This is a genomic window from Carboxylicivirga sediminis (assembly GCF_018156225.1).
Taxonomy (GTDB): Bacteria; Bacteroidota; Bacteroidia; order Bacteroidales; family Marinilabiliaceae; genus Carboxylicivirga; species Carboxylicivirga sediminis.
Genome location: NZ_JAGTAR010000011.1, coordinates 78,815 through 92,633 on the forward strand (window position 1 = coordinate 78,815; position 13,819 = coordinate 92,633).

Consider the following 13,819-nt stretch of genomic DNA (forward strand, 5'->3'; position numbering starts at 1 on the left):
GCCAGTTTATTAGTAAACTGGCTGAAGGCCTATGCTTTAAAGCGTTATGTTTAATTTAAGCGTTCAATTACCTGCTCTAATTCCTGTGCTTCAGGATAGTCCTTTTGCATCTGTTTAGCTAATTTTAAGGCTTTGGGATTCATACCGTTATTGAGGTAGAATCGTAATAGCTCGGCATTGGAGTTATAGTTGTTTATGAGGCCAATTTCCTTTTTTAGATAATTCTCAGCCTCTGTTTTGTTACCCCTGAAATCATACATCATGGCAATGTTATGAGCAACCCTTGGTCGTTCTGGTTGCAAGCTGTATGATTTTACAAGAAATGCTAACGATTCATCATATTTTTGCATTTCGGATAATAATAAGCCGAATGAATACATGGCCACTGCATCTTCAGGTTCATGGTTCAAGTAGTCTCTGAACAGTAGCTCTGCCTTGTCATTTTTCTGAATTTTATTGTAAAGGTAGGCCATGTTGAGCTTGATGAAATGAAGCTCCTCATCCTGCTTTAAGGCTCTGAGATAGAAAGTTTCTGCATCGGTGTAATTTGCCTGATTGTAATAGTAGTTGGCCAGGTTAAACTTACCCAATGGAAAATCAGCATTGTAAATCAGTATCTGCTCATATTCTTTAATGGCCGTTTCATATGCTTTTTTGTATTTAGCCGGAATTTGCTCAGCTCCCATGGTTGATAAAATACGGGCTGCTTCAGTGCGCACGGCTTTTGTATCATCGGATAAAACAGGATATAGTAACGCCGCATCTGATTCGCTATTAAGTTGAATGGCACGTACAGCAGCCAAACGCATATCCGGATAGAGGTTACTCAGGTAGTTTTCAACCTCATTTTTAAGCGAGTCCTGAAAGTAGTTGCCCAAGTATTGAATTGACAAGCTACGGATATTGTGCGTGTATAGTTCATCTTCAATAATGCCTTTTAAACGAGGCAGAGCTTCTGCCTTACCATTGCGCGCTTCGTCAAATGCTTCAGCAAAATGGAAGGTGCGGCTTTCTCCATGCCATTGGGTGACATAGTTTTCAGACCATTGATTACTCTTATCAGCATGGCATTGGTTACAGGCATTGGGCACGCCGTATTTGATCGATAAGTCGGGGCGTGGTATTCTAAAGCTGTGATCGCGACGGTAATCTACACCCATATAATACTGCCCATGCATATGGCAGTTAATGCATAGCGTGCCGGAACCCACATCGAATCTGACACCAGAGTCAGAAATTACTGCCTCGCCAGGCATACCTTCTTCTTTATGAAAATGGTGTGTATATGAATCATACACATCGGCTGAGTGACATTGCAGGCAAAGTCTGTTGTAGTCGGTATCAAACAGTAGTCTGCCACTGTGCACATTATGGCAGTCATTGCACTGCACCTCCCGGTGCTTGGTATACATCTTGCTTTGGGTAAATGATGCATATACATAGTCCTCATCCTGAATCTGCCCGTCGAGGTGCCAGGTTGGTACATCGGGCAGGTTGGGAATAATATGGTTATGAATATTTTGTGTTGTATAATCAAAATCACTCAGTGAACTTCGTCGCGAGTGGCACCGGGCACAGTTGTCTACGTATTCTTCATTATTAATGCCGCTGGTTTTGATTGGTAAGCCATAGTTGTCGTACTCATCACGAGCATACTCAGGCAGTGCGGCCCATTTTAAATGGTTCGATGAGGGGCCATGGCAGGCTTCGCAACTCACGTTTATTTCTGACCAGGTAGTGGCATAGGTATCGTTGATGTGATCATAATTTTTTTGCAAGTTGGTTGAGTGGCAGTCGGCACACATGCTGTTCCAGTTTTGTGCCTGATTAGTCCAGTGCAGCCAGTTATCGTGATGGATATTCTGGTCTTTATATACCGAGTCGACCATGTGATACCATACATTGTCAAGTGTATTCCATGTAAGCGCGAGTGTTTGAAGACGTCCGCCATCAAACTCAACCAGGTATTGTTGCAAAGGTGTATACCCGAAGACATACTTGACTTCAAAATCCTGCATGGTGCCATCGGCTCCGTCGGTATTGACCATGAATTTGCCATCCTGCATAAAGGCACGATGCGTCATGCCATTGCCTTCAATGCTTACGTTGTTGAAATTGGCTAAAACAGTTGTGTCGTTAGCTACATCCATGGCCTTTTCATGATGCGAACCCATCCAATCATTATATTCCGGCAGGTGGCACTCAATACATGTCTCATGACCTACAAAGTGTGGTGTAGCATCTATTTTTGCAGTGTTTTTTGCCGAATAGGTCTGGAACAGCAGATAAATAGGGAAAAGCAAAATAAGTGCTGCTACCAGTACCAACATAAGGTTACTATATAATCGGGTATTAATCATCTAAGCGTATGTTATTTGTGATTTATTGTGTTTATCACGCCTTTGTGGATTATTGGTATCCACCAAAATTTTATCATTTACAATGGTGATGGGAAACAGATCAAGGGCCCTCGTGGCAGGCGGTGCTAACACTTCTCCATTCACACTAAAGGCAGATGCATGACAGGGGCACATAAACTTATTGTCCTTGTTTTTGAACTGAACGGTGCAGCCCAGGTGGGTGCACTTGGTTGAAATAGCCATAAAACCACCATCCTGAAGGCGCGACAAGTAGAAGCGTTGTGCACTGAAGGGGTAAATCTTACCTTTTTCAAACAGTTCGATATCACCAGCCTCAAACAGATTTGCAGGCACATTGGTTTCACTGCCTTTTTTTAGGAGGTTAATAAATACATATGCTAGTTCGAGCGATATGGCTGTAATGATCGCTTTCTTAATAAAACTGCGCCTTGTTATCTTTTCTATAAAACTCATACACTTAGTTTTAGGCAAACAGATGCATTCCTTCGCCTCTTAATAAACTTCCAACTAGGGTCATTACCAAATAGGCAGTTAGCAAAATGGTGACCAGGCTAATTAAGACTTCCATTTTACCAGCCTTTAATTTCTTCTTTATAAGCAACATAAAGCCGTAGGTTGGTAGAATATATATGATGAAAGGCAGCAATCCTGTTGTAATAAGTACAGGGAGATTAGCCATCCATTCCTGAAACTTAAAGAAGTACTCAGTGCCCACTATTATTAGAGTTGTAAATACAACGGCATAAATGGCCGACCAGGTAGTTACTTGTTTGCCAACAGCCGAATTGAACCAAACACCAACATTCGCATTAAGGCCTTTTACATAGGGGATGTAAATGAGAAAAGCTGTTACCAGAACAGGTACGATAAAAATACCAAAGCCTGGGTGCATGTGCAGCAGCAGCTCCTGAAAACCCATAAAGTACCAGGGTGCTTTGCTTGGGTTGGGGCTTTCCAGGGGGTTGGCTTTGTCTAACAACGGTGCATCCAACAGCATGGAAAAGGCAATTAGCAATAGAATGAGTGATAGGGCCACAACAATTTCTTTATAAACCAGTTCTGGATTGGTGTTTACCATTTCTTTCTTACTGGAATCGGCAATAGTTACACCTTTGGCTTTTCGAACCAGCCAAAAGTGTATACTCATGGTAAACACCATCAGTAATGGTAACAGGCCTGTATGAAAATGATAGAACCTTAACAAAGTGCCCTCGTTAACTTCAGCCCCTCCACGAACCAGCGTAGCTAGTCCATCACCAATTACAGGAATATAACTCAGCATATTGGTCATGATGGTAACAGCCCAATAAGCCAACTGATCCCAAGGCAGTAAATAGCCGGTGAAGTTAGACATAATTACCAGGAACATGATGAGTAGCCCATACAGCCAGTTCTTTCTTCTTTCGTGGTATATCGATTGACTATAGAAAACGCGTATGACATGAAGAAAAGACACAACAACTAACAGCATTCCGCACCAATAGTGCATATTGCGTAATAGCTGGCCAAAAAACACTTCGCTTTGCAAATAGCTTATAGAGTCATATGCTCCCTTTTCCGATGGTACGTATATGAACCGTAGTAGCATGCCTGTGATAAAAAGGAGCACAAAAAGCAATGCAGCAATACCACCCAAGCCAAATGTACGAGTATATTTTATGGATTGCGAATTAACTCTGGGCGGGTGAAGGTGTAGTAAAAACCTGGTTATCGCTTTTTGTGTTGCTGGTTCATTCATGCCTGTTGTCTTAATATAGCTGTAATTAAATCTATCAACGCGCTTTATTGCCAATATATTGTATGTCTCAGAGTGATCTGAAAGATATGGATGTTGGTTGTGGGTTCGCTACTAGATGTTTTATTGTGTTCAAAAAAATAGTTAGTGTCTGCACTTAGGCGTGAGTTAAACTGATAGCCAATGCCGAAGCAATATCGACCGCGCACCCAGAATACATCATCAGCTTCTTCGTATATGTTGAAATTAAACTCAGCAAAGGTTCGGTAGAATAGTGACTTGGGGGCAATTGGCTTGCCGTCGAATCGTCCCTGATGCATCAGTCGATATCGTAAGCGCATTCTAAAGTCTGTTTTATCAGTATGCACAGTTTTAAAAATACGTTCCTCTATACGAAAACGATGCTCAAGAGCGGAACTTGCAAAACGCGGGTAGTTAATGTTTAATGACTGGTGTGGACGATATTCGTGTCGCACTACATCAAAAGACTCTTCCGGGTTATCACTGTTTATTTTATCAAATAGGTGTACCCGGTTGTACATAAAGCCAATATCAACTTTTGTGTTATGGTTAAGTGTACGCTGTATGTTGCCGCGAAAGCCCCATCGCGTCCAGGAGTTAGTTCCTATGCCTATATACGATCCTCCATCCAGGTTAAGAGTGTAGTTCTCATTTAAGCGGTGGCGCTGTACATAAATCGTTCGTAGCTCGCCTTCTCCATTGAAGATGTGTATGTCAGCATTTTGTTGGGAACTAATAGACACCGCCGGTATTATGATACATATAAAAAGTAGTGATATTTTTTTCATTCTGTGTTGCTGCATTCAACCCAAATAGCTATGATTTGTTATAGATAGTAAGAAATGCAAAGATATTAATTATCGTTTTGTAATTTATAATATTAACCTGATATGGATCGAAATAATTACCCAATAATAGTAGTTGGAGCAAGTATTGCAGCTATCAGTTTTATACGTACACTGCGTGTCAATAATGATAAAAGAAAAATTTTACTGATACATGGTGAGGACAGATTGCCATATAAACGTACCAAAATCAATAAGAACATGGTGCGCGGATTTGATAAGGATGATTTTAAAATAGCTGACAGAGAATGGTATAAGGATAACGATGTAGATCTGATATATGATCGTGTAATAAATATTGATAGTGCCGAAAAGGTGGTTAGTACCCAGCGCGGTTTGGTTTGCAGTTACGAGAAGTTGATGTTAGCAACAGGAGCGGTATCGGTCATACCTAAAATTGCAGGAATTGCCACAGAAAATCTGCATAGTGTTCAAAATGCCAGTGATGTTGATCGTGTGTTGGAGACATGTAAAAATAAAGACCGCTTTTTAATTATTGGTGGAGGCGTAGAAGGCGTTGAGACAGCAGATCAGCTGGTGCGAAAAGGAAAAGCGGTTATTTTGGCAAACCGGATGAAATATCCGCTGCAGAAGCTATTTCCGATTAGTCTGCTGAAAGTGCTGGAACAAAGGATGATAGATAAGGGAGTGAAGTTGTTTCAGGGCGTAAGTGTTGCAGCTATCCATGAGCACAACGGGCATTACGCTGTTAATCTGCAGGGGCAGGAATTGGAATTTGATGAAGTAATAGCTTGTACTGGAGCCGTCCCGAATATTGAGTTGGGTATTAAAGCAGGCTTAAAGGTTGAGCGAGGAATTATTGTAAATGCTTTTATGCAAACCTCAGATGCTGATATTTTGGCGGCAGGTGATGTAGCACAGCACGAACGGGGCATTGTTACAGGTTTGTGGCATGCAGCTGAACATCAGGGTAAACTGGCTGCATTGACATTGTTGGATAAGCCGGAGGGGCACACTTTGCCACCTTTCAGATTAAAAACAGAGGTGTTTGGACTATATATGTTTTCAGGAGCTTATGAGTTTGTAATTCCGGGTGTGGATGAAGAGGTCGAAGAAGTTGATGGTGATATACGGCGCATTATGTATTACAGCGATAACGCTTTGAAAGCTGTTGTTTTTCTGAATGACGGACCACGGGCTAAAACCTACCAGCAAGCACTTTTTGAGCATTGGAGTAAGGAGAAGGTGCAAGATGAATTACCTCTGCCTCCCAAGATGACATTTTCTTTTGGTTGAGCTAACACTTGGTATAGAATGCTACTTTGTTTAGTGGCTTATTTTAAAGAAATTAAAGAAGTGTCTTCAATCATTTTTTTAATTGCGTTTGGTTTTTAAATTTGCGACAAGAAGAAAAACCAAATAATTTAAACCATTAGTTCATGATTAAAACCATTGATACCGGTGTATTCTCTGAGATAGGAGAGTTGGAGGGTGTTATATTGCACACGCCGGGCAAGGAAGTGGAAAACATGACACCGTCAAATGCAGAACGAGCTTTGTATAGTGATATTCTCAACTTGTCGGTTGCCGTAGAAGAATATCAGCAGTTTTCAGGTGTTTTAGAAAAGGTGACGCAAACCTATCAGGTGAAAGACCTTCTGGCTGAGATATTGGAACAGCCCAAAATTAAGCTCAGTTTGATTGAAAAAATCTGCACATACGAGCAGGTACTAAATATTAAAGAAGATTTATTAGAGTTGCCGGCAACAGAACTGGCGCGTCAATTAATTGAGGGGGTTAATCTTAAGACAGATTCATTAACTACCTTCTTATCCGATGACAGATACTCACTTCGTCCTCTGCACAATTTCTTTTTTACACGTGATGCCAGTGTAACTATGTATGATAAGGTGCTGATTTCGAAAATGGCGAATAAGGTACGTGAACGTGAAGCCATTGTGATGGAAGCTATTTTTAATCATTCATCACGCTTTAAAACACAAACGGTTAATCCGCTGAACTTCTATAATGTTGGAAACGAAACAATGATAGAAGGTGGTGATGTTCAGATTGCCCGTGAGGATGTATTGGTCATTGGTAATAGCGCCCGCACGTCGTCGCAAGGTATCGATTTTATCGTAAATCAATTAAAGCAGAAGAAAGAGCGTCATTATGTGGTGGTACAGCAATTGCCTGATACACCTGAGTCTTTTATTCATCTGGATATGGTGTTTACGTTTCTTGATAAAGATGCCTGTATGGTATACGAGCCACTTATCCTGAAGGATAGCCGTTACAGTACCATCCTGATTACCATCGATAATGGCGAAGTAGCCTCCATTGAAAAGAAAGCTAATCTTATTAGCTGCCTGAAAGACTTGGGTATGGATTTGAAGCCAATATGCTGTGGTGGCTCAAGTGATATCTGGACGCAGGAGCGTGAGCAATGGCATAGTGGAGCCAACTTCTTTGCAATGGGACCGGGTAAGGTGCTGGGGTATGCACGCAATGTTTATACCATGGAGGAGATGAACAAGAACGGATTTGAAATTATTAAGGCCAACGATGTGATTAGTGGACAGGTTGATTTGGCTGAGTATGAAAAATATGTTGTAACCATTGGCGGTTCTGAACTGTCAAGAGGTGGAGGAGGAGCACGATGCATGAGTATGCCAGTTCGCCGGAAGCCTGTGAAGTGGTAGGATAGCATTAATTATAAAAAAAGAGGGGCCAAATTAACAGGTCCCTCTTTTAGTATATAACAATGGCTTCAATTAATTTAGTTTACAATTTGCTGAACCAGGTCGGATGCTTCTTTTAGCGTTATGGCAGAATAGACTTTTAACCCCGATTCATCAATGATTTTTTTACCACCTTCAGCATTGGTGCCCTGCAAACGAACGATAATCGGCACATCAATCTCTCCAATATTTTTATAAGCTTCAACTACTCCATTCGCTACTCTGTCGCAGCGCACAATACCACCAAATATATTTATAAGAATAGCTTTTACATTAGGATCGTTTAAGATGATTTTTAGTCCGGCCTCAACTGTTGTGGCATTGGCACCTCCGCCTACATCCAGGAAGTTGGCAGGTTCGCCACCGGATAGTTTAATAATGTCCATGGTAGCCATTGCCAAACCGGCACCATTCACCATACAACCTACATTACCATCTAACTTAACAAAGTTAAGGTCGCTTTTGCTGGCTTCTGTTTCTGCAGGGTCTTCTTCAGACAGATCGCGCATGGCAGCATAGGCCGGGTGGCGAAACAATGCATTGTCATCGAGGTTCACCTTGGCGTCTACAGCCAATATTTTATTATCCGATGTTCTAAGAACAGGATTTATCTCAAACATGGAAGAGTCTGTTTCAACATAAGCCTTATACAGAGCGGTAACAAATTTGGTCATCTCTTTAAAGGCCTGACCAGATAATCCGAGGTTAAAGGCAATTTTACGTGCTTGAAAACCCAATAAACCCAGGCCAGGATCAACTTCTTCCTTGTAAATAAGGTGAGGTGTTTTTTCAGCCACGTCCTCAATATCCATTCCTCCTTCGGTTGAGTACATGATGATGTTCTTACCTGTTTGCCTGTTAAGCAATACACTCATATAGAATTCATCCGTTTCGGTCTCGCCCGGATAGTAAACATCTTGAGCAATTAGTACTTTGTTTACTTTTTTACCAGCTGGCCCTGTCTGGTGAGTTATCAGGTTCATACCAATGATATTATTGGCCAATTCTTTCACTTCATCCAAAGATTTAGCCAACTTAACACCACCACCTTTGCCTCTTCCACCTGCATGAATCTGGGCTTTAACAACCCACCATCCTGTGCCGGTTTCAACTTGCAATTGCTTGGCTGCTTCAACGGCTTTTCCTGGTGTGTCTGCAACAATTCCTTCCTGAATGGCTACGCCAAAAGACTTAAGTATTTGCTTTCCTTGGTATTCGTGTATGTTCATAATCAGAGGGATTTAGTATCCAATAAAGGGTTTCATTATTATACAATTACCTATAAAAACAGGAATAGTGCTATTTTTGTTGTCAAAATATGCGAGAATGAGAAAATTAAGGACAAGTGAGCTGAATCGTTTATCCATTGAAGAGTTTAAGAGTAGCTCAAAAATGCCCGTAATAGTTGTATTGGACAATATTCGGAGTTTGAATAATGTTGGTTCGGTCTTTCGTACATCTGATGCGCTAAAAGTAGAGCGAATTGTGTTGTGCGGTATTACGGCCACACCTCCTCACAAAGAAATACATAAAACGGCCCTTGGCGCTGAAGATGCTGTAGACTGGCAATATTTTGAGAACACAGAGGATGCTATTGTGCAATTGAAGTCTGAAGGATGGGTTATTTGCAGTTTGGAACAGGTTGAGAATAGTACTTCAATTATTGATTTTGCGCCCGAAAAAGATGCCAAATATGCCATTGTGCTTGGCAATGAGGTAAAGGGCGTTCAACAGAAAATTGTTAACATGAGTGATGCCTGTATTGAAATTCCTCAGTATGGGACAAAGCACTCGTTTAACGTATCGGTAAGTGCAGGCATTGTGCTTTGGGAACTCTTTCGTAAGTTGAATTAATCACTATTAGTTCGGTTTAAGTCACAAAAAAAAGGGGTAACTATTGTTACCCCTTTTCTATATCGTATAGTCTTTAATTACTGAACGATTGATTTGAAAGTTGCATCTTCGAAGAATTTAGCAAATTCCATATCAGTTGTAGCTGCAGCTTTGAATTTAGCGTCTAATTCACAAGCCTTACGTAAGCTGTCAAACATCATGTCGTTATCAGCAGTTCTTGCACCAACAATAGCTTTCAGGTAGTATTTGAAACCTACTTCCATTGTGTTAGCGTTGATTGTTGATAAAGCAGCATCGTATTTAGTAGCTAGAATTTTAGCTAATGCAGCGTTGCAGCTTGTGCTGTTTCCGAAGTAACGGATTGCAGCATCATAGTCGCCTTTGTGGATAGCAACGATACCTAAGTTGTTGTCAAGCTCAGCACCTGCACCAGCAGCAGCTCCGAAATACTCTTCAGCTTTAGCGATATCGCCTTCGCGAAGTGCAATAACACCAAGGTTGTTGTTAACCTCAGCAACACCACCTTTAAGGCTGTTAGCTTTTTCAAAAGCAGCTTTAGCACCAGCTAAGTCACCTTTTGCATATTTAGCACAACCAACGTTGTTTTCAGCTCTCCAACACTTAGGGTGTTGAGAAGCAGCTGCTTGGTAAATCTTCAATTGCTCATCAACGTTGTCTGTTAAAGTAGCAGCATAAAGAAGTTCTTCTAAGTTAAGCTCGCTTGGGTTGTTGGCAGCCAGCTCAGAAATTTCTTCGTCGCTTTTACCAATAACTTCAGCGTTTACAGCCATTTTAGAACGACGTAATTGTGGAAGAATTTCGTCAGCGATTACATCAAAAGTCTCTGACATGTTCTTGATTTCACGCTCACGTACTTCAGGATCGCTGTACATAGAAAGAACGCGCAAGATAAGCTCTTTGTCCTGAATATTAGATTTTTCCATTAACTCTTTGAAACCTTCCCAGTCTTCAGGAGTGTTTTTCAAAGTATATAATGCTTCGTCAGTACCACCTTCAACTTTAGCTTTCTTCATCTCACGTACTAAGTAATCTTTAGCTACTTTTTCGCGACGAGTTGCTAACTTGCTGTTTAAATCAGTTGGTCCGTCTGGTGAAGCATAAGCAGAAATATCAATGCCTTTGAAGTTGATGTTTTCAGCAGCTTCAATTTCTTTCATGTATTCTTTGATAGCAGCAATGTCTTCTTTCTTTAATTCAGAACCACGAATGTTTGATTGCTGGATTAAGAAGAAAATGTCAGCAGCTTTTGATTGAGCAATGATTCTTTGGAAAGCATCATCACCAATAGTTGATTGAGCTCCCTGGTCAGCTACTAATTCAGAAGTTGAGATAACACCTTCGGCGATTTTATAATCTTCAAAATCTTTAGTAGTAGAACCTTTAGTTGCTTTAATGCGAACAACTAAGTCAGAAACTCTCATGTTTTCGTTGTATGGTACTGAGTTGCTGTAAGTGTAAGTACCACCTGTGCTTGAAATTACTTTATCATTTCCTTCTACATTCTCACCTTGTACGCGGTATGATGGGAAAGCTGTCTCGCCTCCTTCGTATACTAATACAGGAGTAGCTTCGATGCTAACGTTTTTGTCGAAGTATTTTTCAGGGAACTGAACAGTCACATCAAGATTAACTTGACCAGCGTGAGCTTCCAATACTGGAGGATTGACTGAATAACTAACGTCTTTAGCACCTTTGTTCATCTTGTCTAAACCAGAACAGCTCGCTAACAAAGCTGCCACTGCTAGAGATGCAATTAGAGAAATTCTAATTCTTTTCATAATGTTTACCCAATTATTTGTTTTTGACTTTAATCTACAGTGTTTCCTGCAAAATTATAAATGTTTTTAAAAAATTAAATAGTGATATACCATTAAATGACATAATCATTCTTTAAAGATAAAGAAATAACCGAAAATAAACAGTTTAATCACTAAAAACATGTCATTAATCTTGAATAAATGCCTTTTTTGTCAAATATTGTTAAATGTTTTTTGAGGGAATATTCTATCAAAATAGCGTAAATATAATATGCTTTTTATTTTGATATTCCAGTTGAAATATTGTGTTGTGCTTTTTGTAAATCTTTTTAAAAGAAACAATTGGAGGCTATTGTAGCCTCCTCTTTATTTACTATAAGTTCGGGGTTAATCCCATTTGGTCGAATGTGAATGTATATAAATCCGTCCATTCCTCTATAACTTTTGATGTAGGTGTGCCAGCGCCATGGCCTGCATCTGTTTCAATGCGTATCATCATTGGACGTTTGCCTCTATAGGCATTCTGTAACGTGGCAATGTATTTAAACGAATGGGCAGGTACCACACGATCATCGTGATCAGCTGTTGTTACCATCACCGCCGGATAGTTTAGTTTGGGGTTAATGGCATGTACAGGAGAATACTTCCGTAAGTATTCAAACATTTCTTTACTGTCCTCGCTTGTACCGTAATCGGTAGCCCAATATCGACCAATAGTAAAGTGCTGGTATCTGAGCATATCCATAACGCCCACTTGCGGGAAGGCAACTCTGAATAAGTCAGGTGTTTGGTTAATAACAGCACCTATTAATAGTCCACCATTTGAACCTCCTTGAATGGCCAGATACTTTGGTTTGGTATAGCCATTATCTACTAAATAATTGGCAGCTGCTATAAAGTCATCAAATACATTTTGCTTCTGCATTTTTGTGCCGGCTTTATGCCATGCTTCACCATATTCACCACCACCACGGAGGTTAGCTACTGCATAAATACCGCCATTCTCAAGCCATAATAAGCGTCGTACATCAAAACGTGGGTTTAAACTAACGTTAAAGCCGCCGTAACCATATAGCCAGGTTGGATTATTACCATCCAGTTTGAGTCCTTTTTTGTGTACAATAAACATTGGTACTTCCGTACCGTCTTTACTGAGGTATTTAATTTGCTTGGTCTCATACTGGTCAATGTCAAAATCTATCTCGGTCTGGCTATAAAGTTCCGATTCATTAGTTTTAGTATTGTATTTATAAACTACAGCAGGGTAGGTATATGATGAGAAGGTGTAGAATGTTTCCGGATCATCTGCCTTACCTCTGAAACCACTAACTGTGCCAACGGATGGTAATTCAACATCATATAAGTAATCTCCGTCAGGGTTGAAAACCTTGATTTGTGAATGGGCATCCTGTTGATAGTTGGCAAATACCTTACCACCTGTTAATGAAATGCCTTCCAGTACATTGTGCTTGTCTTCAGGTATTAATGTTGTCCAGTTAGAGCGTTCAGGATTTTCTGTATCCATTGAGATAACCTGGTATTTTGGTGCATCGTCATTGGTGTAAACCCACAACTTACCGTTGACATGTTCAATCACCGAATAATCTTTCTCGAAAGAGGTAATCACTTTAATGACCGGCGAGTCTGTTTCTAAATTTTTAAAATATAACGCATTACCTGAAGTTGATTCCGTAACGCTAATGATGAGAAATTTTTCATCATCTGTTACAGAAGCGCTGAAGCTCCAATCAGAATTTTCGGCATCTTCATATATCAATTGATCGGCTTCCTGAGCAGTGCCTACTTTGTGATAGTATATCTGACTGTTCTTGTTTTCACCTTTTAGTTCATCGCCCTCAGCAGGGGTAGGGTAGCGGTTGTAGAAAAAACCATCTTTATACCAGGCAATACCCGAAAACTTAATCCATTTCAGGTGGTCTGACAAAGTTTCGCCAGTTTCGATGTTTTTAATGTAAAACTCGCGCCAGTCAGAACCGCCTCTTGAAACACCATATCCCAGGTATTTACCATCTTTAGACACCGAAAAGTTAGTGAGTGAAACAGTACCGTCATCGGACAAAGTATTTGGGTTTAAAAACAGAACAGGCTCACTATCCAGGGATTCCTGCATGTAATAAACACTTTGATTTTGTAAGCCATCATTTTTAGAGAAAAAATATTTGCCCCCGGCTTTAAAAGGAGCTGAGGTTCTTGGGTAGTTCCATATTTCGGTTAGTCGTTCTTTAATCTTTTGTCGATAAGGGATAGATTCCAGATATGAGAAGGTCACTTCATTTTGCTTTTTGACCCATTCAGCTGTTTCTGCTGAGCGGTCATCTTCTAACCAGCGATATGGATCGGCTACTTTTGTGCCGAAGTATTCATCAACTACATCCCCTTTCTTAGTTTCGGGGTATTCATACGGACTTTTGTTGCAATCGCATGCGTTTAATACTAACATAGTTGTCAGAGTGAGAAGAAAAAGGTGTTTCATGATGGGGAG

The 13,819-nt window shown here is 40.4% G+C and carries 10 protein-coding genes; 3 read left to right on the plus strand and 7 right to left on the minus strand.

The genetic code is table 11. The features are described 5' to 3' along the window. Positions 1 to 50 precede the first annotated feature (50 nt). The 4 genes from KDU71_RS08960 to KDU71_RS08975 are packed head-to-tail and all read right to left on the minus strand — an operon-like array spanning position 51 to position 4,925. A complete protein-coding gene (locus KDU71_RS08960) occupies positions 51 to 2,360 on the minus strand; it encodes a multiheme c-type cytochrome (protein WP_212189844.1) in 2,310 nt (769 codons plus the stop codon). Next, positions 2,361 to 2,834 carry a QcrA and Rieske domain-containing protein gene (locus KDU71_RS08965; protein ID WP_212189846.1) on the minus strand — a complete coding sequence of 158 codons (474 nt, stop codon included), beginning with the start codon at positions 2,832 to 2,834 and terminating at the stop codon, positions 2,361 to 2,363. It lies immediately after the preceding gene. 10 nt (positions 2,835 to 2,844) lie between these two features. Continuing rightward, entirely contained in the window at positions 2,845 to 4,119 is a 1,275-nt protein-coding gene (locus KDU71_RS08970; RefSeq protein WP_212189848.1) for a cytochrome b N-terminal domain-containing protein, read from the minus strand. A 44-nt stretch (positions 4,120 to 4,163) separates the two neighbouring features. Next, positions 4,164 to 4,925, minus strand: coding sequence for a DUF2490 domain-containing protein (locus tag KDU71_RS08975; RefSeq protein WP_212189850.1), 762 nt, complete (start codon positions 4,923 to 4,925; stop codon positions 4,164 to 4,166). 102 nt (positions 4,926 to 5,027) lie between these two features. Here KDU71_RS08975 and KDU71_RS08980 point away from each other — a divergent pair, with 102 nt between their 5' ends. Further along, positions 5,028 to 6,239, plus strand: coding sequence for an NAD(P)/FAD-dependent oxidoreductase (locus KDU71_RS08980; protein WP_212189852.1), 1,212 nt, complete (start codon positions 5,028 to 5,030; stop codon positions 6,237 to 6,239). A 143-nt stretch (positions 6,240 to 6,382) separates the two neighbouring features. Continuing rightward, positions 6,383 to 7,645: an arginine deiminase gene (locus KDU71_RS08985; protein WP_212189854.1), complete on the plus strand. Its 1,263-nt coding sequence runs from the start codon at positions 6,383 to 6,385 to the stop codon at positions 7,643 to 7,645. Positions 7,646 to 7,722: 77 nt separating this feature from the next. Here KDU71_RS08985 and sucC read toward each other — a convergent pair whose 3' ends face one another. Next, positions 7,723 to 8,913 (minus strand): ADP-forming succinate--CoA ligase subunit beta, encoded by a 1,191-nt coding sequence (gene sucC / locus KDU71_RS08990; RefSeq protein WP_212189856.1) that lies wholly within the window; start codon positions 8,911 to 8,913, stop codon positions 7,723 to 7,725. Positions 8,914 to 9,010: 97 nt separating this feature from the next. Between sucC and KDU71_RS08995 the strand changes: the two genes are divergently transcribed. Continuing rightward, a complete protein-coding gene (locus KDU71_RS08995; RefSeq protein WP_212189858.1) occupies positions 9,011 to 9,538 on the plus strand; it encodes an RNA methyltransferase in 528 nt (175 codons plus the stop codon). Between the two features lie 77 nt (positions 9,539 to 9,615). On the opposite strand, the gene KDU71_RS09000 is transcribed toward KDU71_RS08995, so the two are convergent. Next, positions 9,616 to 11,337, minus strand: a complete 1,722-nt coding sequence (locus KDU71_RS09000) for a tetratricopeptide repeat protein (RefSeq protein ID WP_212189860.1) — start codon at positions 11,335 to 11,337, stop codon at positions 9,616 to 9,618. 352 nt (positions 11,338 to 11,689) lie between these two features. Continuing rightward, positions 11,690 to 13,810, minus strand: coding sequence for a prolyl oligopeptidase family serine peptidase (locus tag KDU71_RS09005; RefSeq protein ID WP_212189862.1), 2,121 nt, complete (start codon positions 13,808 to 13,810; stop codon positions 11,690 to 11,692). Positions 13,811 to 13,819 lie beyond the last annotated feature (9 nt).